Source organism: Pseudoalteromonas sp. 13-15 (assembly GCF_001468205.2).
GTDB lineage: Bacteria > Pseudomonadota > Gammaproteobacteria > Enterobacterales > Alteromonadaceae > Pseudoalteromonas > Pseudoalteromonas marina.
The window spans coordinates 701,914-723,273 of record NZ_CP019162.1 but is presented as its reverse complement, the minus strand read 5'-3'; the positions used below and the strand labels follow the sequence as shown (position 1 = coordinate 723,273).

The following is a 21,360-nucleotide window of genomic DNA, read 5'->3' as shown; positions in this document are numbered from 1 at the left end:
AACTGATTACCAGCCTGTTTTCTCTTTAAGTGCTTTACCGATATCAGCAAGTGAACGTACAGTTTGTACGCCAGCAGCTTCTAATGCAGCAAATTTCTCATCTGCAGTACCTTTACCGCCTGCGATGATTGCGCCAGCGTGACCCATACGCTTACCTTCTGGTGCAGTAACACCAGCAATGTAAGATACAACAGGTTTAGTTACGTTAGCTTTGATGTACTCTGCAGCTTCTTCTTCTGCAGTACCACCAATTTCACCAATCATTACGATTGCTTCAGTTTGTGGATCTTTTTCGAACATTTCTAAAACGTCGATAAAGTTAGTACCTGGGATTGGATCACCACCAATACCAACACACGTAGACTGACCAAAACCAGCATCTGTAGTTTGCTTAACCGCTTCGTACGTTAAAGTACCAGAGCGAGAAACAATACCTACTTTACCAGGCTTGTGGATGTGACCAGGCATGATACCAATCTTAGTCTCACCAGGAGTGATAACACCTGGACAGTTAGGACCGATCATACGAGTACCTGTTTGATCTAGTTTAACTTTAACGTCAACCATATCAAGTGTAGGGATACCTTCAGTGATACAAACAATAAGCTCGATGCCAGCATCGATTGCTTCTAAGATTGCATCTTTACAGAAAGGTGCTGGTACGTAGATAACTGAAGCAGTTGCGCCAGTTTCTTGTACTGCATCACGTACTGTGTTGAATACAGGAAGACCAAGGTGCGTTTGACCGCCTTTACCTGGGCTAACACCACCAACCATTTGTGTACCGTACTCAAGCGCTTGCTCTGAGTGGAAAGTACCTTGGCCACCAGTGAAACCCTGACAGATAACTTTTGTATCTTTATTGATTAATACAGACATTATTTGCCCTCCGCAGCAGCAACAACTTTTTCAGCAGCGTCTGTTAATGATTCAGCAGCGATGATGTCTAAGTCAGAGCTCTTAAGAACTTCACGACCTAATTCAGCATTAGTACCTTCTAAACGTACAACTACAGGTACGTTTACGCCAACTTCTTTAACTGCGCCAATGATACCTTCAGCAATCATGTCACAACGTACGATACCGCCAAAGATGTTAACTAAAACAGCTTTAACATTGTCGTCTGAAAGGATGATTTTGAATGCTTCAGAAACACGTTCTTTAGTCGCGCCGCCACCAACATCTAGGAAGTTAGCTGGCTTGCCACCGTGTAGGTTTACGATGTCCATAGTACCCATTGCTAGGCCTGCACCGTTAACCATACAACCTACGTTGCCATCTAGTGCTACGTAGTTAAGCTCAAAGCTTGCTGCATGTGCTTCACGCGCATCTTCTTGAGATGGATCGTGGAACTCACGGATTTTTGGTTGACGGTAAAGTGCATTACCATCGATACCGATTTTGCCGTCAAGACAGTGAAGGTTACCTTCGTCTGTGATTACTAACGGGTTGATTTCAAGTAGTGCGAAATCGAAATCGTTAAACATTTTACCAAGACCCATGAAGATCTTAACGAACTGTTTCATTTGTGTTGGGTTAAGACCCAATTTGAAACCAAGTTCACGTGCTTGGTAAGCTTGAGGACCTACTAGTGGATCGATCTCAGCTTTGTGGATAAGTTCTGGTGTTTCTTCAGCAACAGTTTCAATTTCAACACCGCCTTCAGTAGACGCCATGAAAACAACTTTGCGAGAAGCACGATCAACTACTGCACCTAAGTACAATTCGTTGGCGATATCTGTACAGCTTTCTACTAAAATTTTAGCAACTGGCTGACCATTTTCGTCTGTTTGGTAAGTAACTAGGTTTTTACCTAACCAGTTAGCTGCAAACGCTTTAACTTCATCGATAGTTTTAACTAGCTTTACACCGCCAGCTTTACCACGTCCACCTGCGTGAACCTGAGTTTTAACAACCCACATATCACCGCCGATTTTTTCAGCAGCTGCTGCAGCTTCTTCAGGTGTATCGCAAGCGAAACCTTGAGAAACTGGTAAACCATATTCGGCAAAAAGTTGTTTTGCCTGATACTCATGCAAATTCATGATGCTTTATCCAATTTTTTATACTAAAAGAGCTGAATATTTATTCAATAAACAACTATCCCAAATTGCGCACCTAGTATAGTTGCCAAGGCTTAACATGAAAACCCCAGTACGACCAAAGGCGCAAAAAAAAAGCTGTGAATTGTGGTTCACAGCTTATATTTCATACTACTTGATTAAACATCCAGTAATAAGCGAGTTGGATCTTCAAGTAACTCTTTAATAGTTACTAAGAAACCAACAGATTCTTTACCATCTATTTGGCGGTGATCGTAAGAAAGTGCCAAATACATCATAGGAAGAATTTCAACTTTACCATTTACTGCCATTGGACGGTCTTGAATTTTGTGCATTCCCAAAATTGAAGACTGTGGCAGATTAATGATAGGTGTAGATAGTAATGAACCGAATACACCACCATTTGTAATAGTGAAGTTACCACCTGTCATGTCGTCAAGCGTTAGCTTTCCGTCACGGCCTTTAAGTGCTAATTCACGAATGCCTTTTTCAATTTCAGCAACTGATAACTTATCACAGTCTTTAAGAACTGGTGTTACTAGACCACGAGGTGTAGAAACAGCAATGCTGATATCAAAGTAATTGTGGTAGACAATGTCGTCCCCATCAATTGACGCATTTACATCAGGGAAACGTTTAAGTGCTTCAGTAACTGCCTTCACGTAGAAAGACATAAAGCCTAAGCGAATACCGTGACGTTTTTCGAATACTTCTTGGTACTGCTTGCGAAGGTCCATGATTGGCTTCATGTTAACTTCGTTAAACGTAGTTAACATTGCAGTAGAGTTTTTAGCTTCTAGAAGACGGTTAGCAATCGTTTTACGTAAACGTGTCATAGGAACACGCTTTTGAGTACGATCACCCATTGGCGCAACTGGAGCAGCAGCTTCTGCTTTCTTCGCTGATGGTGCCGGTGCTTTCAAGAACGTATCAACGTCTTCTTTAGTTACACGACCATTTTTGCCAGTTCCTTTGATTTTAGAAGCATCTAGTCCTTTTTCAGCAATTAAACGACGAACAGATGGAGTTAATACATCTGAGCTATCAGTTGAATCTGCAGCAGGAGCCGCCTCTTCTTTAGCAGCAGGAGCTGCAGGTGCACCACCTGCTTTTACTGAACCGATTACTTGCTCACCAAGAACAGTATCGCCTTCAGCGTTAATGATGTCGCCCATGATACCGTCTTCTTGAGCTACTACTTCAAGAACAACTTTATCTGTTTCGATATCTACCAGGTTTTGATCGCGCGTTACTGCGTCTCCTGGTTGAACATGCCATGTAGCAATTGTTGCGTCTGCAACTGATTCTGGGAGTACAGGTACTTTGATGTCCACTTCTTTACCTTCTGATGCTGGTGCTGATGGCGCCGATGGCGCGTCTTCTGATTTTTCTGCTTCACTTGAAGATGTGCTTTCGCTTGAAGGCGCTGCATCAGCATCGCCAAGTAAACCCATAACTTGATCACCAAGTACGGTAGCACCCTCTTCTTGAGAGATTTCTGTAATTACACCGTCATGTTGTGCAACTACTTCTAACACTACTTTGTCTGTCTCAATATCTACTAAGTTCTGATCACGAGTTACCTTGTCGCCAACACTTACATGCCATGTAGCAACGGTAGCATCTGCAACCGACTCAGGAAGAACAGGAACTTTAATTTCTGTGCTCATCGCTTATCCTTTATTTTCTATAGTAAGCGCGTCAGCAACGAGCGCTTGTTGTTCTTTAGTATGTACTGACATGTAACCACACGCTGGTGATGCAGATGCTTTACGCCCAGCGTATTTCAACTTAGCACCTTGTGGAATTGCGTCAACAAAATGGTGTTGAGAACAGTACCATGCACCTTGGTTTTGTGGCTCTTCTTGACACCATACAAAATCAGTAACGTGTTGGTAACGTTCCATAATAGTTTTCATTTCGTCATGTGGGAACGGGTATAATTGCTCTACACGAACGATGGCAATATTATTTTGTTCCAGCTTACGACGCTCTTGTAGTAACTCGTAATAAACTTTACCACTACAGAAAACAACGCGTTCAACGTTCTCAGGTTTAATATCATCAACTTCGTCGATCATATTATGGAATACACCGTTTGAAAGTTCTTCAAGTGATGAAACTGCAAGAGGGTGACGTAGTAACGATTTAGGCGTCATAACAATCAATGGACGACGTAAAGGTCTTACTGACTGACGTCGTAACATTGCATATACTTGCGCAGGTGTAGACGGAACACAAACTTGCATGTTGTGATCAGCACAAAGCTGTAAAAAACGCTCTAAACGTGCAGAGCTATGCTCTGGACCTTGGCCTTCATAACCGTGTGGTAACAAAATAGTAAGACCACATAAGCGACCCCACTTTTGCTCACCTGAACTCAAAAATTGGTCAAATACAACTTGCGCACCATTTGCAAAGTCACCAAACTGAGCTTCCCAAAGTACAAGAGAAGTTGGTTCGGCAGTCGCATAACCATACTCAAATGCAACTACTGCTTCTTCAGACAGTACAGAGTCGAAAACTTGGAAAGCGCCTTGATCTTCACTTAAGTGTTGTAAAGGAAGATAAGTCGCACCATCTTTTTGACTGTGAACAACGGCATGTCTATGGAAGAAGGTACCGCGACCAGAATCTTGGCCTGTCATTCTAATGTCAGTGCCTTCGGTTGCGATAGTTGCATAAGCAAGTGTTTCTGCCATTCCCCAATCAAGCGGTTTTTCACCAGTAGCCATTAACTTACGATCATCGTAAATCTTTTTAACGCGCGACTGAGCTTTATATTCTTCAGGGTAGCTCGCTACCTTTTCGCCAAGTTCTTTGAGCTTTTCAACCGAAACACTTGCGTCGTAATCAACATCCCAATCGTGGCCCACGTATTTAGCCCAATCTGAAGAATGAGAGGTTTCTGGTTGAATTTCAGATACAACGCAATTACCGTCGTCTAACCCATTACGGTATTCATCGGCAAGTGCTTTAATTTCTTGTTCTGAAAAAGAGCCTTCAGCGATTAGTTGATCTGCATAAATAAGGCGCGGAACTGGGTGTTTTTTGATTTTTTGGTACATCAAAGGCTGAGTAGCATTTGGCTCATCAGCTTCATTGTGGCCATGTCGACGATAACAAACTAAGTCAATAACTACGTCACGCTTAAATTTGTTTCTAAAATCAAGTGCTATTTGTGTAACAAATGCAACCGCTTCAGGATCATCAGAGTTAACGTGGAAAATTGGTGACTGAACCATTTTGGCGATATCAGTACAGTAATCTGTAGAACGAACATCGTCTTGTTTAGAGGTAGTAAAACCAACTTGGTTGTTAACAACAATTCGAATACTGCCACCACAACTAAACGCATTAGTTTGAGACAAGTTAAACGTTTCTTGTACTACACCTTGACCTGTTACAGCAGAATCACCATGAATTGTGATCGGTAATGCTTTTATTCCCGTAGTGTCACCTAAACGATCTAAACGAGCGCGTACAGAACCCATAACTACTGGGTTAACTATCTCAAGGTGAGAAGGATTAAAAGCAAGTGCCATATGAACGTTGCCGCCCTTAGTGGCAAAGTCCGATGAATAACCCATGTGGTACTTTACATCACCAGAACTTAATGAATCTTTATGCTTGCCAGCGAATTCATCAAAAAGCTCTGATGGATTTTTACCTAAAACGTTCACTAAAACGTTCAAGCGTCCGCGGTGAGCCATACCAATTACGGCTTCTTGTTGGCCACTTTCACCAGCTCGGTGAATTAGCTCTTTAAGCATAGGTACTAATGCATCCCCACCTTCTAGTGAGAACCGTTTTGCACCAGGGAACTTAGCACCCAAATATTTTTCAAGACCATCAGCTGCAGTTAACCCCTTGAGGATACGTAGCTTTTCTTCTTTTTCGAATTTAGGCCTAGATTGAACAGATTCTAAACGTTGTTGTAACCAACGCTTTTCTTCTGTAGATGTGATGTGCATATACTCTGCACCGATAGAACCACAATATGTAGTTTTAAGTGCTTGGTATAATTCACCTAAAGGCATAGAGTCTGAACCAACTGCAAAAGACCCTACATTAAACTCTCGCTCAAAATCAGCTTCTGACAAGTCGTGGTAATCTAGCTCTAAATCTCGAACACGCTCTCGTTCCCAAATACCTAATGGATCTAGGTTTGCATTTTGGTGTCCACGAAAACGGAAAGCATTAATAAGTTGCAGAACTTTAACCTGTTTAAGGTCACCGCCGCTACCCTCTGCTACCACTACTTCTCTATGCTTGTTTTTTGCAAGCTGTGCAAACTGTGCACGAACTTCTGAATGCTTAACTTCAACATCCACACCATTAACTTTTGGTAATTGTTCGAACACTTCTCGCCATTCATCTGGCACAGAAGTCGCATCATCTAAATACGCTTCATAAAGCTCTTCTACATAAGCAACGTTACCGCCGTTTAAATGTGAAGATTCTAACCATGCCTTCATCACACCTTCGTGCATTTATAAGCCCTTTTCTTTAGCGCAGAAATTAATAGTTATAATAACAAGATGGCTAGTAATGAAAACTAGCCATCTTACGTTTCTATGTAGTTAAACTGAACGGTTTAATAACATAGATTTGATTTGCCCAATTGCTTTGGTCGGATTAAGACCTTTAGGACAAACGCTAACACAGTTCATGATACTGTGACAACGGAACACACTGAACGCATCGTCTAGGTCTGCTAGACGCTCTTCTGTTGCTGTATCTCGGCTATCAGCTAAGAAACGGTAAGCATGAAGAAGGCCTGCTGGACCAATGAACTTGTCTGGATTCCACCAGAACGAAGGACACGATGTTGAACAACATGCACATAAAATACACTCATATAAGCCGTCTAATTTATCACGTTCTTCAATAGACTGAAGACGTTCACCTGCAGCAGGCGTGTCATTAATTAGATAAGGTTTAACTTTTTCGTATTGAGTGTAGAACTGACTCATGTCAATAACAAGGTCACGTACCACAGGTAATCCAGGAAGAGGACGAACTACTATTGTACCTTTACCGTTATTTTGTAACGTAGATAAAGGAGTAATACATGCTAAACCATTCTTACCATTCATGTTAACACCGTCAGAACCACACACGCCTTCACGGCATGAACGACGGAATGAAAGTGAAGGATCTTGCTCTTTTAATAATAAAAGTGCATCCAGAACCATCATGTCGTGACCATCGTCAATTTGCAAGGTGTAATCTTGCATACGCGGTGCGTTGTCAACATCTGGATTGTAACGATAAACTGAAAATTGTACTTGTGCCATCGTCTCGCTCCTAGTATGTACGTGCTTTAGGTGGAAATGCTTCACGCGTCTTAGGCGCGTAGTTTACGTCACGCTTACTCATTTCATCCGTAACAGGATTGTATACTGAGTGACATAACCAATTCGTGTCATCACGATCTGGGAAGTCGAAACGAGAGTGTGCACCACGGCTTTCTGTACGGAAGTTTGCAGCTACTGCTGTTGAGTAAGCTGTTTCCATTAAGTTATCAAGCTCAAGACATTCGATACGCTGCGTGTTGAAGTCTGACGATTTATCGTCAAGACGAGCATGTTGTAAACGCTCGCGAATTTCTTTAAGTTCTTGAAGACCAGTCGCCATTGAATCACCTTCACGGAATACCGAGAAGTTAAGCTGCATACATTGTTGAAGATCTTTCTTAATTTGAACAGGATCTTCACCTTGACCAGCTGTTGAGTTTTCCCAACGGTTATAACGTGCAAGAGACGCTTCTAAGTCTGATTCAGAGGCAGCTTTTGATACTTCAACATCTCTGAGGTATGTACCTAAGAAATTACCTGCAGCACGACCAAACACTACTAAATCAAGTAATGAGTTACCACCAAGACGGTTTGCACCGTGCACAGATACACATGCAATTTCGCCTACAGCAAATAAACCTTCAACTACTTTTTCATCGCCTTGAGCGTTGATTTGAAGTACTTGACCATTCACGTTAGTAGGTACACCACCCATCATATAATGACATGTTGGTATAACTGGAATTGGTTCTTTAGCTGGGTCTACGTGAGCAAATGTTTTTGCAAGGTCACAAACACCAGGAAGGCGTAGGTTAAGTGTCTCTTCACCTAAGTGGTCAAGCTTAAGCTTGATATGAGGACCCCAAGGACCATCACAACCACGGCCTTCACGAATTTCTGTCATCATTGAACGTGCAACAACATCTCGAGAAGCTAAGTCTTTTGCGTTAGGTGCATAACGTTCCATGAAACGCTCGCCATCTTTATTTAAAAGATAACCACCTTCACCACGACAACCTTCAGTTACAAGTGTACCTGCTCCTGCAATACCCGTCGGATGGAACTGCCACATTTCCATGTCTTGCATAGAAATACCAGCACGTGTAGCCATACCAACACCGTCACCAGTGTTAATGTGAGCATTTGTGGTTGAAGCGTATATACGACCAGCACCACCAGTAGCTAGTACAACCGCCTTTGATTTGAAGTAAGTGATTTCACCTGTTTCAATCTCAATTGCAGTACAACCAACAACATCGCCGTTATCATTTTTAACTAAATCAAGTGCATACCACTCAGAGAATACATTTGTTTTATTTTTAACGTTTTGTTGATAAAGAAGATGTAATAAAGCATGGCCAGTACGGTCAGCTGCTGCTGCAGTACGTGCTGCTTGTTCGCCACCAAAATTCTTTGATTGGCCACCAAAAGGACGCTGGTATACACGGCCATTTTCAAAACGTGAAAATGGTAAACCCATGTTTTCTAATTCAGTAATTGCTTCTGGCCCAGTTTGACACATATACTCGATAGCGTCTTGGTCACCGATAAAATCGGAACCTTTAACGGTATCGTACATATGCCATTCCCAGTTATCTTCGTGTGAATTACCAAGCGCTACTGTAATACCACCTTGAGCGGATACGGTATGTGAACGCGTTGGGAATACTTTCGATATTAGTGCACACGTTTTGCCAGATTCAGTAATAGCCAAGGCAGCGCGCATACCTGCACCACCTGCACCGATTACTACGGCGTCAAATTCACGAACAGAATATTTCACTTAAACACCCCATAATACAATTAGACCAATAGCTACGTAAGCAACGGCCATTAGGTTTAGAACAAACCCTAAAAATGCGCGTAACTTTGAGTTTTTAACATAGTCTGTTAAAACCTGCCAAAGGCCAATGCGGGTATGAACCATAATGCATACTAGGGTTACTAGTGTAAACCCTTTCATAGCTAGGTTAGAGAAGAGGCCTGTCCAGGCTTCGAAAGTGACTTCCGGCGTCGCTAAAAAATAGCCGATAATAAAAATAGCATATGCGCTAATTATTAATGCCGTGGTACGTAAAGATACATAATCTTGTACACCATCACGTTTAAGAGTTGCTTGATTTAAGACCATATCCACACTCCCGCTAATACAGCGAATACAACGCCAAGAGCCATTGCAATTTTAGCGCTTAGGTTACCTGATTCAAGTTCTTCCCAGTGTCCCATATCCATTACCATGTGACGGATACCACCAATAAGGTGATAGCCTAGTACTGAAATAGTGCCCCAAGCTATAAATTTGGCAATGAATCCGTTAAACAGACCCTTGACGAATTCAAAACTTTCAGCTGACGAGAGAGACTCAGACCAAGCCCAAATGACAAACGTTAAAGCAAAAAATAATGCAACACCGGTGACGCGGTGAAAAATTGATGCTTTAGCCGTTGCCGGCATAGATATAGTTGTTAGATCTAGATTTACAGGTCTTTGCTTTTTCACAGTTACTTGCCCATCTTGCTCACATTGGAGCTCATCTACTTGCTTTTCTAAAAACCCACCAAATGTTTCTGGTGGAACTATCAAGATAAACGAATTAAAACATTAAAAGTTCACATTAATGTAAATTTTTTGAATGTAAAAATATCTTTACCCAAATACAATACGGTTTTAAAACCTCCGTTAGTATATATACCCATAAGGCTTTTTACAATTCTTGTTTATTTAGAGATGTTTGCGAATTAGCCAATAGTATAATACATATATGATACAGAATATTTATTATACAAATGTGCATAATGTTTATAAAAATTGACTTTAACCCCCTCTTTCACGTTAAAATGCGTAGATGTGCTTAAAACAGATTTCAGAACTTTAAAAATCTAAAAATCAGAATAGATATCTTAATAGGAGATACATAGCGATGGCAGATAAAAAAGCCACAGTTCATATTGATGGACTTGATCCAATCGAACTTCCAATTTATCAAGGCACTGCTGGCCAAGATGTAATCGACGTACGTACGTTAGGTTCACATGGCCACTTTACCTATGACCCAGGTTTCATGTCGACTGGTTCTTGTGAATCTGCAATCACCTACATTGATGGTGGTAAAGGTGTTTTACTTCACCGCGGTTACCCAATTGAGCAACTTGCTGAAGAATCAGACTATATTGAACTTTGCTACTTACTTCTTAACGGTGAGTTACCATCTAAAGAGCAATATGATGCATTCGCAGAGAAAATTACTCGCAGCACAATGCTAGATCAAAAAATTGCTAATTTCTTCCAAGGTTTCCGCTTTGATGCACATCCAATGGCAATGCTTTGTGGTGTTGTGGGTGCTCTATCTTCTTTTTATCATGAAGATTTAGATATTACTGATGCTGAACAACGCAAAACAAGTGCTATTAGATTAGTTGCTAAATTACCTACAATTGCTGCAATGGCATACAAAACAAACATTGGCCAGCCTTTTGTATACCCACGAAATGACCTTAGCTATGCAGAAAACTTCTTACACATGATGTTTTCTGTTCCAGCTGAAGAGTACAAAGTAAACCCGATTACTGCTAAAGCAATGGACAAAATATTCATGCTTCACGCAGACCACGAACAAAATGCTTCTACATCTACAGTTCGTCTTGCGGGTTCTTCGGGTGCGAACCCATATGCGTGTATTTCAGCTGGTATCGCTTCTTTATGGGGCCCTGCTCACGGCGGTGCTAACGAAGCATGTTTAAACATGTTAGAAGAAATTGGCTCAGTTGATCGTATCGATGAATACGTAGCTAAAGCAAAAGATAAGTCAGACCCGTTCCGTCTAATGGGCTTTGGACACCGTGTTTACAAAAACTTCGACCCACGTGCAACAGTAATGCGTCAAACGTGTCACGAAGTATTAGAAGAGCTTAACATTCAAGATCCTCTTCTTGATATTGCAATGAAGCTTGAGCAAATTGCCCTAGAAGACCCATACTTTGTTGAGAAGAAACTATACCCTAACGTAGATTTCTACTCAGGTATTATCTTAAAAGCGATTGGTATTCCAACAAGCATGTTCACTGTAATTTTTGCAATGGCACGTACTGTTGGTTGGATCACTCACTGGGACGAAATGCTTTCTCAGCCTGGTCATAAAATCAGCCGCCCTCGTCAAATGTATACTGGTTACACTGCCCGTGACTACGTATCTACCGACAAGCGCTAATATTATTTAGCTTAAAAAGGCCGCTTTTGCGGCCTTTTTTGTGTTCAATACTTGAGAATTATTATAAACCCATTACAATTTGCGCCTCAAAATGACCATGTTGAAGAGCTATGCCTGCTTTAGAATTTGATATTAATAAAATTAGAAATGACTTTCCTACTTTAAAGCAGCAGATAAATGCTAACCCACTTGTTTATTTAGACTCTGCAGCAACCACTCAAAAACCCCAATCAGTCATAGACGCTATAAATGAATTTTATACTAGCCAAAATGCAAATGTACATCGCGGCCGTCACACATTGAGCGAGCGTGCAACAAGCTTATACGAGCAAGCTCGTGACAAAACAGCCAAGTATTTTAATGTATCAAGTAAAGAAATTGTTTGGACTAAGGGTGCTACAGAGGCAATAAATTTAGTAAGTAATGGTTTACGAAGCCGATTTAACCAAAACGATACTATTATTATCTCAGTATTAGAACATCATGCTAACATTGTGCCTTGGCAAGTACTTAGTGAGCAAACAGGCGCAAAATTATTAGCACTACCAGTTAATGATGATGGAACATTAAATATTAAACAATGCTGTGATTTTATTAAGCAGTCTAAACCTAGTTTGTTTGCAATTACACAAGCATCTAACATGCTTGGTAATATCACAAATTTAAAGCCCATTATTACTGCTGCAAAAGAAGTAAATTCACTCGTTTTAATAGATGGCGCTCAAGGCGCAATGCATTTAAAGCCTGATTTACATAACTTAAACTGTGATTTTTACGTGTGCTCAAGCCACAAGATGCTTGGCCCCACAGGTTTAGGTGTACTTTATGGCAAATATCAAGAACTTAATTCTTTAGATGTGTATCAAACTGGCGGGGAAATGATAGATAAGGTGTACCTTACGCATAGTACTTATCGCCCTGCACCTGCAAAATTTGAAACAGGTACTCCTAATATTTCTGGCGTAGTAGGTTTTTCTGCGGCTTTGGATTATTTAAACGCCTTACAAAACGAACAATTACAAAAGTATGAGCAAAAACTGTTTAATTATGCGGCTGAAAAACTGGTAACCATTAAAGGTATTATAATTTACAGTAATCTATCTGACAATACTGGCACGCTAAGTTTTAATTTTAAAGATGAGCATCCTTACGATTTGGCAACATTACTTGACGGTTATGGCGTTGCAGTCAGAGCAGGCCACCATTGTACGCAACCGCTTATGACTCATTTAGGAATAAATGGCACCTTAAGAGCCAGCTTTTGTTTTTACAATACCTATGAAGATGTTGACATATTCATCAACTCACTCAAAGAATGTATCGCCTTATTAGATTAAATGTCGCTTTTATATATTTTATTAGGATAACTCATGACAAATACGTTTAAAAAAACCACTGAGTCAATTGAAAAAGCGTCTTCTTGGCAGCAAAAGTATCGTGAAATAATGCTTTTAGGCAAAACTTTACCCGCTTTACCTGATGCTTTAAAAACAGAAGCTTCACTAGTTCCCGGCTGTGAAAGCAAGGTATGGATGTTCGTTGAATTTGATTTAAAAGAAAATACGTTAGTAGTCATTGGTGATTCAGATACACGTATCGTAAAAGGTTTGCTAGCAATTATTTTATCTTTATATAACGGACTGACACCAGAGCAAGTAGTGAAAATAGATGCGTATGAGGAGTTTGATAAGCTAGGTCTTATTAGCCACTTAAGTACATCACGTGGTAACGGAATTAAAGCCATGGTTGATAGAATCCAAACCATGACACAGCAAAAAATAAGCTAAGTAGTGCTAAACCTGCAAACGCTGCTTTTTATCTAGGTATTTGCGAATAGCTTTGGCTGCTACAAAAAAGCCGAAACTTCCTGTAATCATCGTTACAGAGCCAAAACCGTTATTGCAATCCATATTCATGCTGCCATCTGCACTTTGCTTTGCATGGCAAACACTACCATCACTCCCTGGATAAACTAATTGCTCTGTTGAGTAAACGCAATCAACATTAAATTTTCGTTTAGGGTTATTACTAAAGTTATACTGTTTACGTAATATGTAGCGCACCTTTGCAAGTAAAGGATCTTGCGTTGTTTTAGCTACATCACCGAATGTAATTTGACTAGGATCGGTTTGACCACCAGCACCACCAGTGGTAATAATAGGCATTTTATTTCGCTTGCAATGGGCAATGAGTGCTGCTTTTTCTTTGACTGCATCAATGCAATCGATTACATAGTCAAAGCCGTGAATGTGCTCTTTAATATTTTCAAGTGTTATAAAGTCATCAATGACATCAATGTTGCATTCTGGATTTATAAGTTCACAACGCGCTTTCATTGCGTCGACTTTAGCATGACCAATCGTTCCAGATAAGGCATGGATTTGACGGTTTACATTGGTCGCACAAATATCATCAAGATCTATGAGCGTTATTCTACCTAAACCGGTGCGCGCAAGCGCCTCAGCTGCCCAACTCCCCACTCCACCAATGCCAACAACACAAAAGTGAGCCTCTTGAAGCCAATCAAATTGCTGATGACCATATAAACGTTTAATGCCACCAAAGCGGATGTCAGTTATTTTTTCACTCATTTACCAGTCCAGTTCCCATGGCGAACGCCATGCTTGAAAATTATCATGTTGTAACAAGGTTAAAAACGCATCACCGTTACTAGGCAAAAGCGTAAATTGTAAGTTCTCACCCTGCCAAGTAAAGCTCAATGCATAAGCATGCAAATATGTTCTATCTGAAGCCGTGCCTGAGTAAGCAATATCACCCAATATTGGGGATCCTATACTTTTTAAGGCAACTCTTAGCTGGTGTGTTTTACCCGAGAAAGGTTTTAAAATAAACGCTCTAAAACCCGCTTTAAAACTAATTGAATAAAAACGGGTAATTGCAGGATTTAAATTAGATGCCAATAGCTTATAGGTACCACGGCGCGATTTGGCCATGTCTCCTTTAACCCAACCTTGCTTTTTTTTAGGTTTAGAGTCTGTAATAGCAAGATAAAACTTATCAATAGTATGCTGTGCGAAAAGCTCAGTAAAAATTGCTGCAGCGCTTTTATTTCTTGCTAAAATAATTAGACCCGAAGTTACTTTATCTAGTCTATGAACTGCGTAAAGTTTCTCATTAAATTGTCGCTCAGCTAGCACAACAAAGCCAGGTCCATCTTCTGAATGAAAGCTGAGTTCTGCTGGTTTTTCGACAACATAAAAATCAGCATGCTCACATACCACGTTTAATATTAAGTTCATTCAAAGGTCACGCGTTTTTATTTTGTAAAAACGCAATTACTTTTGCTAAATCTTCAGCGGTATCAACACCTGCATGCGGAGCTACTTTTGCCTGCTCTATTTTAATACTATAACCGTGATATAAAACACGCAGCTGCTCTAATGACTCTAATAACTCCAAAGGTGAAACACTAAGTGCAATATATTGATTAATAAACCCTGCTCTGTAAGCGTAAATACCCACGTGGCGTTGAAATGATGAAAGCTCTAAATCTCTTTTTTCTTCTAACATCGCATGTCGATCAAACGGAATACTTGCACGCGAAAAATACAACGCGTTTTTATTTATATCGCTAACAACCTTGACTGCATTAGGATTAAATATGTCGTCTTTATGTTCAATGGCAACGCTTAATGTAGCCATGGGTGCTGATGATTCATTTAACAACTTAGCTACTTGTAAAACGTTATCGGGAGCTAGTAATGGTTCATCACCTTGAACATTTACAACTATGGTATTGCTATCTAAATTTAATAAAGCAACTACCTCCGCTAAGCGCTCGGTGCCTGACTGGTGATCTTCACGCGTCATCACAACATCATTAGTAAACTTACTAACCTCATCAAATACTTTTTGATGATCGGTTGCAATTATCACTTGGCTTGCACCTGATAAACATGCTTTCTCATAAACATGTTGAATCATAGGTTTACCACAAATATCTGCTAGCGGTTTTCCTGGTAATCTTGTTGAAGCATAGCGCGCAGGTATAACGACTACGAATTCCACTTTTCAACCTCTTCTAACGATAACTCTCTTGCTTCATTTTCAAGTAATACCGGAATATCATCTTTAACAGGGTATGCGAGTTTTGCAGCAGTACTAATTAGTTCACTGTTGTCTTTATCAAAACGTAATTTTCCTTTACATACAGGGCATGCAATTATGTCGAGTAATTTAGTATCAAAGGCCATTTAGGATCCCTTTTTCTTTTAATATTGAAGTTAATTTATTTATTACAGCCTGTGTTGGCTTTGCATTTACTGGTAAATAATACCAATTATCTTTGGCAAACTCGCTGCATTTTACGGCGTCTTTTTCGGTCATTAGAATATTATCGTTACCAAATTGGGTAAAATCTTCGGCTGTGTATAGGTGATGATCCCTAAAGTGATTTGAAGATAATAAAGTTATCCCCTGTTTTTTTAAGGTATTTTCAAAACGCTTAGGATTACCTATTGCGCTTACTGCATGGCCATTTTTAATCGATTCACTAACAGGAAAAGAACTTTTTACTGACCTGAGCGCTGCGGGCTCTAATGTGTAGTTATTACTATTCTGCCCTCCGTTTTCAACAATCAAATCAACCGACTTCAAACGTGCAGGAGTTTCTCGTAATGGCCCTGCAGGCATTAGCAACCCATTTCCAAATTGGCGTTCACTATCGACGATACAGCATTCAATAGTGCGTGCCATTTTGTAATGCTGCATACCATCGTCAGAGATAATGATATCTAAATTATAATCACGCGCTAGTAACTCAATATTGCGTTGTCGGTTTGGCCCTATCGCAATTGGGCATTTTAGACGATGAAACAGAAGTTTAGGCTCATCACCCGCCTCAGCAGCTGGCGTATTATCTTTAACAATTAAAGGATAATTACTCGCCTTACCACCATAACCTCGGCTAATGATTCCAACTGACAACCCTTGTTTTGTTAAAAAGTCATAAAGCCATAATACAAATGGTGTTTTACCATTTCCACCCACACTAATGTTACCAACAACAATAATAGGTATGTCGCTTTTAAATTGCTTAAATATTCCAAAACGATACATCTGCTTTCTGGTAATCGAAATTAGCCAAAATAAAGCTGACAATGGCAAAAAAAGTAATGTAATAAGTCCAACTGGTTCATACCAGCTTTTTTCGATTTTATTCACGGTTACTCGCCAAACTGCATTTTACACAACGCTGAATAAGTTCCATCGTTTGAAAGTAAGCTGGTGTGATCGCCACTTTCAATAACACGGCCATTATCGATAACGTAAATTTTATCGCTATTTTCAATTGTAGATAATCGATGTGCAATGACAATTGATGTTTTATCTTTCATTAAGTCATCAAGCGCATGTTGAATCAGTTTTTCGGACTCTGTATCTAAAGCGGATGTTGCCTCATCTAATATTAAAATAGGGGCATCTTTTAAAATAGCTCTGGCTATAGCAATGCGTTGACGTTGACCACCAGAGAGCATCACTCCGTTTTCACCTACCATCGTATTTAGCTTTTCAGGTAAGTCTTTTACAAACTCCCACACGTGGGCCTGCTTAGCTACCTGTAATAACTCGGCATCTGAAATATCTCGCTGAATTCCATAACATATATTGTTAGCTATAGTGTCGTTAAACAGCACAACCTGTTGCGATACTAGCGCAAATTGGCGTCGCAGATCTGTAAGCTTATAATCATTTAAAGGAATACCATCTAACAGTATTTGACTTGGTAAGTCTAAATCATAATAACGTGGTAATAAATTAGAAATTGTTGATTTACCTGAACCCGAACGCCCAACTAACGCAATACTTTCGCCGGCTTGAATTGTAAGCGTTAAGTTATTTAATACAGGTTCATCTTTTGTGGGATATTTGAAAGTCACATTTTTGACCTCAATTAAACCTTTGGCTTTTGTTACAGATACTGTGCCTGTATCTTTTTCTATATTTTCGTCAAGTATTAAAAATATACTTTGCGCTGCAGAAATACCGCGTTGCATATCACTATTAACGTTAGCTAACTGTTTTAGCGGACGAAGTAACATCATCATCGATGAAATAAGCACAACAAAGTCGCCTGAGCTAATGCTGTCTATCATTGAGGGCATTGATACCACCCACAAAATAACGGCCATAGCACTTGCTGCAAGTATTTGAATAACTGAAACACTTAATGCCTTTGTAGCATCCATTTTTATACGTTGTTGTCGGTTATGATTGTTAATTTTAGAAAATTGATTAATTTCTCTCTCTTGACCGCCAAAACCATGAATCACTTTATGGCCACTGAGCATTTGCTCTGAGCTTCTTGTTACTTGCCCCATAGCTGATTGTATATTTTTAGAAATATGACGAAAACGCTTAGATACTATTGCAACGATCAGCGCAACTAAAGGAATAATAACTAAAAATATCAGAGATAATTGCCAGCTTGTATAGAACATTACACCAAGCAGAAACACAACAAATGCCCCTTCTCGCACTACAATCAGTAATGCTTTGGTTATTGCTTGTTGAACTTGTTCTGTATCAAACGTGATTTTAGAAATTAGGTCACCTGTTGAATTTTTATCGTGAAATGAAACAGGTAGATGTAAAATATGTTCAAATAATTCCTGGCGGAGTGAACGAACAACTTGCGAGCCTACATAGCTTAGGCAATAAGATGACATAAAATTAAAAATACCACGACCAATAACCAAAGCTATTACTACAAAAGGAGCGTATTTTAATACTTCGTTATTTCGTTGATTTAAACCTTCATCAATAAAAGGCTTCATTAATTGAATAAATAAAGCATCCATACCTGAATAGCCAATCATGCCGACAATAGCAACTATTGCCACGCTTTTGTAAGCACCTACGTAAGAAATTAAACGCTTGTAAATTTGTGTAGTACTTTGATCCATAATACTCTCTTTATTCAATTACAGACCCTATTGTATCCTTGCTAGAACTAAAACAAAACGTCAATCTTTTATAAACCAGTGGCTTTGGTAATCTCGTGCTGTAATAACAGTCACAGTCTTTTCGTAAAACTCCACCGTAATTTGCCCGTGTTGCCCAGTAACATACTGCAAGGCATTAATATTTCTATAACGCTCAACAACCTCAGTTTTAGGAAATTGCCACTGCCCTTTGTAAGCACTTGAATGAATAACAACCTGTGGCATAACTGCAGTAATAAATTTATTACTTGATGACGTACTACTACCGTGATGGGGACTAAGTAACACTGTACTTTTTAAAATATCGCTAGAGTTTATCAGTTGCGACTCTCTATTTTTTGAAATATCGCCTGTAAACAAAACGCTGTACTCTTTATATGAAACCTTTATTACGCACGACTCATCATTTTCATTACCATACAAGGGAGTTGGGAAACTTTTAATTATTAGCCCAGCCATGTTTACTTCATTTGGAATACACCCCTTTGAAGGTCCATTAGGGTGAAATTCATTAAATGAAAACTTTAAACCTGCACCGATAAAATGAGATAAACCACCGGAATGGTCATTATCAAGGTGACTAACTACAGAATGAGTCACTGCAATATTATTTATATCAATAAAAGGTAACAAAATACTTTTAGCACGGCTAAAACGATTAAAGTAACTAGGTCCAAAATCATAAATAAACCCTTTATCATCTTTTTCAATAAGCGCCATAAGACCGTGCCCAACATCGAATACATGTAATTTCCATGTAGGCTTATCAGCAAGTAAATAATCAATATAGAGCATGACTAAAGGTAAAAAAGCGAGCCGCCTATATGGCGAAAAATAAAAAATTAAAAGAGCAAGATAAGCATAAATAATGACACTTAGACCAATAATTCCTATGTTTAGCCAACCAAAACCTGCTGGTAATTTATTTAAACAGGTAAAAATAAAAGCTAGACCGCTATCGATAAAAATAATCACCATACTAATATCAAATACGGCACTTATAGCCGTTAATAAAATTAAACAAGGCATTAAAATAAATGAAAGAAATGGAATTGCGACTAAGTTTATGACTAAGCCAGCAATACTCACGCCATTAAAAAAGTAAAAAGACAGAGGCAGTAAACCAATAAATAGTGCAGCCTGAATAGTAATTAATGCAAAAAGTACCTTTAGAAATGAATTGGTAAAGTGAGGTACATTTTTAATAACTAAAAAAATAACCACGACTGCAGAAAATGAAAAATATAATCCAGGATTAAGGGTATTGAACGGATTAACAACGAGTACAATAACAAGCGCAAACAAAATACTGCGCCATCTCATTTGCTGCCTTTGAAAGTAATATAGAAGTAAATAACAGCCAAGCATTATTAGTGCACGAGTCGCTGAAACCAAAAAGTTACTTAAATAGACATAAACAAACGCTGATACAAAACCAATCGCACTGTAAGCAATTGAAAAATTGATCGTTTGATTATTAAACAACTTAACGTGGATAAATACCCACTTTGTAATGAAGAAACCAAACCCGAACACCAACCCAATGTGTAAGCCTGAAATAGCAAGTAAATGGCTTAAACCCAGTGATTGCATCAGCTGCTTATCACTCGGTGTCATTAACGTCTTATCCCCTGTTAATAAAGCATAGTAAAGCCAATTTAGTGTTGTATTTTCGTAAGTATTTTTAATGAAGCTTTTATAACTTTGAACACTATTTTGTTCTGAATTGCTTTTGATTTTTAATTCTTTATTAAGAACTTTTCCTTTAAAGAAAATTCGCTGCTTAAATGCATACAGTTCGTTATCAAATACATTAAAGTTCTTATTACTTCTAAATTTTTTTAAATTAACACTTGCCACAAAACGATCATTAGCACGCAATGGGTGATCTAAATTAACGCTTAACATCGCACTAGGTGCACTCAAATTAGAATAGTATTTTCCATTAATACGCACTAATTTTGCTTTGACATATTGGGGAGCTTTGTTTGAGATGACTTCTTGTATTACAACTTCGACTGGATATGCGTACTTTTCATCATTAATTATGTGCTCAAAGTTATAAAAAATATGATAATGCGCTATAACGATACAAATTCCACAAATAAAGCCTAACAATAAAGACAAAAACGGCTTAAAATAAGCGCCTATTATTACAATGGACACTGTAATAATAATAAATTCGAGAGTTTCGTAATAAAACACGGTTGAAATACAGCCAATTACAAAACCAAGACTGATCCACACTGATGTAAATGGTTGCTTTAAATGGCTAAGAAAACTATCCAAAGATTTTTACCCGATCCGAATAAAATTAGACATCACAAATCGTTAAAAATTTTTGGTAAGCTTTTGCAAGATGCAAATCTTTGGCACTTAAACAGACGTTCTGCTCGAGGAGCCTTTGCAGTTGGTTTATTTTTTGCTTTCATCCCTGTTCCCTTTCAAATGGTTTTAGCCGCAGCGACTGCTATTTTATTTAGAGTTAACTTACCTATCTCAGCAACACTTGTTTGGCTTACTAATCCGTTAACCATGCCACCTATTTTTTATGGGTCTTACCTCGTTGGTACTCTTGTTTTAAATCAACCAGAACAACACTTTGCTTTTGAGCTTAACTGGACTTGGTTTGAGCAGAGTATCGAAACTATTGGTCCTGCATTCTTAGTTGGCTCACTTGTATGTGCCTCTATAGCATCAATCATAGGCTATTTTGGCATTGATATTTTATGGCGCCGCTCTGTTGTAAAGGCAAGAGCTGCACGCAAATAATATCGATCCTTTGAATAGTATAGACGAAAAAAAACCCAGCTAGAAAGCTGGGT

At 39.1% G+C, this 21,360-nt stretch carries 19 protein-coding genes; 4 read left to right on the top strand and 15 right to left on the bottom strand.

Going from position 1 to position 21,360, the window contains the following annotated elements; genetic code table 11:
- Window positions 1-6 precede the first annotated feature (6 nt).
- The 8 genes from sucD to sdhC all read right to left on the bottom strand — a co-directional run bounded on the left by sucD (window position 7) and on the right by sdhC (window position 9,862).
- Entirely contained in the window at window positions 7-879 is an 873-nt protein-coding gene (sucD, locus tag ATS72_RS03390; protein WP_008127375.1) for a succinate--CoA ligase subunit alpha, read from the bottom strand.
- Window positions 879-2,045 (bottom strand): ADP-forming succinate--CoA ligase subunit beta, encoded by a 1,167-nt coding sequence (gene sucC / locus ATS72_RS03385; protein WP_006794719.1) that lies wholly within the window; start codon window positions 2,043-2,045, stop codon window positions 879-881. The genes sucD and sucC overlap by 1 nt, the downstream gene beginning before the upstream one ends.
- 176 nt (window positions 2,046-2,221) lie before the next feature.
- The gene (gene odhB, locus ATS72_RS03380; protein ID WP_058428840.1) at window positions 2,222-3,733 is read right to left on the bottom strand and encodes a 2-oxoglutarate dehydrogenase complex dihydrolipoyllysine-residue succinyltransferase; all 1,512 of its coding nucleotides are present in this window, start codon (window positions 3,731-3,733) and stop codon (window positions 2,222-2,224) included.
- Between the two features lie 3 nt (window positions 3,734-3,736).
- Window positions 3,737-6,556: a 2-oxoglutarate dehydrogenase E1 component gene (gene sucA / locus ATS72_RS03375; protein ID WP_058428839.1), complete on the bottom strand. Its 2,820-nt coding sequence runs from the start codon at window positions 6,554-6,556 to the stop codon at window positions 3,737-3,739.
- A gap of 90 nt (window positions 6,557-6,646) precedes the next feature.
- Complete coding sequence (locus ATS72_RS03370) at window positions 6,647-7,363, bottom strand: succinate dehydrogenase iron-sulfur subunit (RefSeq protein WP_006794722.1); 717 nt, start codon at window positions 7,361-7,363, stop codon at window positions 6,647-6,649.
- Window positions 7,364-7,373: 10 nt separating this feature from the next.
- Window positions 7,374-9,146, bottom strand: coding sequence for a succinate dehydrogenase flavoprotein subunit (gene sdhA / locus ATS72_RS03365; RefSeq protein WP_006794723.1), 1,773 nt, complete (start codon window positions 9,144-9,146; stop codon window positions 7,374-7,376).
- Window positions 9,147-9,494 (bottom strand): succinate dehydrogenase, hydrophobic membrane anchor protein, encoded by a 348-nt coding sequence (gene sdhD, locus ATS72_RS03360; RefSeq protein WP_006794724.1) that lies wholly within the window; start codon window positions 9,492-9,494, stop codon window positions 9,147-9,149. It lies immediately after the preceding gene.
- On the bottom strand, window positions 9,485-9,862 hold the full coding sequence (sdhC, locus tag ATS72_RS03355) for a succinate dehydrogenase, cytochrome b556 subunit (protein ID WP_074210168.1): 378 nt from the start codon (window positions 9,860-9,862) through the stop codon (window positions 9,485-9,487). The genes sdhD and sdhC overlap by 10 nt, the downstream gene beginning before the upstream one ends.
- 421 nt (window positions 9,863-10,283) lie before the next feature.
- Between sdhC and ATS72_RS03350 the strand changes: the two genes are divergently transcribed.
- The 3 genes from ATS72_RS03350 to ATS72_RS03340 all read left to right on the top strand — a co-directional run bounded on the left by ATS72_RS03350 (window position 10,284) and on the right by ATS72_RS03340 (window position 13,357).
- Window positions 10,284-11,570, top strand: a complete 1,287-nt coding sequence (locus tag ATS72_RS03350; RefSeq protein WP_006794726.1) for a citrate synthase — start codon at window positions 10,284-10,286, stop codon at window positions 11,568-11,570.
- A gap of 110 nt (window positions 11,571-11,680) precedes the next feature.
- Entirely contained in the window at window positions 11,681-12,907 is a 1,227-nt protein-coding gene (locus ATS72_RS03345; RefSeq protein ID WP_058428838.1) for a SufS family cysteine desulfurase, read from the top strand.
- A gap of 33 nt (window positions 12,908-12,940) precedes the next feature.
- On the top strand, window positions 12,941-13,357 hold the full coding sequence (locus ATS72_RS03340; protein ID WP_058428837.1) for a SufE family protein: 417 nt from the start codon (window positions 12,941-12,943) through the stop codon (window positions 13,355-13,357).
- Between the two features lie 6 nt (window positions 13,358-13,363).
- Here the strand turns inward: ATS72_RS03340 and tcdA are convergent, their stop codons facing one another.
- The 7 genes from tcdA to ATS72_RS03305 are packed head-to-tail and all read right to left on the bottom strand — an operon-like array spanning window position 13,364 to window position 20,824.
- Window positions 13,364-14,161, bottom strand: coding sequence for a tRNA cyclic N6-threonylcarbamoyladenosine(37) synthase TcdA (gene tcdA, locus ATS72_RS03335; RefSeq protein ID WP_006794729.1), 798 nt, complete (start codon window positions 14,159-14,161; stop codon window positions 13,364-13,366).
- Window positions 14,162-14,830, bottom strand: coding sequence for a TIGR01621 family pseudouridine synthase (locus tag ATS72_RS03330; RefSeq protein ID WP_058428836.1), 669 nt, complete (start codon window positions 14,828-14,830; stop codon window positions 14,162-14,164).
- Between the two features lie 7 nt (window positions 14,831-14,837).
- Window positions 14,838-15,599, bottom strand: a complete 762-nt coding sequence (gene kdsB / locus ATS72_RS03325; protein WP_008127352.1) for a 3-deoxy-manno-octulosonate cytidylyltransferase — start codon at window positions 15,597-15,599, stop codon at window positions 14,838-14,840.
- Window positions 15,587-15,784 (bottom strand): Trm112 family protein, encoded by a 198-nt coding sequence (locus ATS72_RS03320; RefSeq protein WP_006794732.1) that lies wholly within the window; start codon window positions 15,782-15,784, stop codon window positions 15,587-15,589. Before ATS72_RS03320 ends, kdsB begins: the two co-directional genes overlap by 13 nt.
- A complete protein-coding gene (gene lpxK, locus ATS72_RS03315; protein WP_058428835.1) occupies window positions 15,774-16,754 on the bottom strand; it encodes a tetraacyldisaccharide 4'-kinase in 981 nt (326 codons plus the stop codon). Before lpxK ends, ATS72_RS03320 begins: the two co-directional genes overlap by 11 nt.
- A gap of 2 nt (window positions 16,755-16,756) precedes the next feature.
- Window positions 16,757-18,496 carry a lipid A export permease/ATP-binding protein MsbA gene (msbA, locus tag ATS72_RS03310; RefSeq protein ID WP_039037083.1) on the bottom strand — a complete coding sequence of 580 codons (1,740 nt, stop codon included), beginning with the start codon at window positions 18,494-18,496 and terminating at the stop codon, window positions 16,757-16,759.
- Between the two features lie 60 nt (window positions 18,497-18,556).
- Window positions 18,557-20,824 (bottom strand): DNA internalization-related competence protein ComEC/Rec2, encoded by a 2,268-nt coding sequence (locus ATS72_RS03305; RefSeq protein WP_058428834.1) that lies wholly within the window; start codon window positions 20,822-20,824, stop codon window positions 18,557-18,559.
- Between ATS72_RS03305 and ATS72_RS03300 the strand changes: the two genes are divergently transcribed.
- Window positions 20,804-21,307 (top strand): DUF2062 domain-containing protein, encoded by a 504-nt coding sequence (locus tag ATS72_RS03300; RefSeq protein ID WP_058428833.1) that lies wholly within the window; start codon window positions 20,804-20,806, stop codon window positions 21,305-21,307. The genes ATS72_RS03305 and ATS72_RS03300 overlap by 21 nt on opposite strands.
- Window positions 21,308-21,360: the final 53 nt, after the last annotated feature.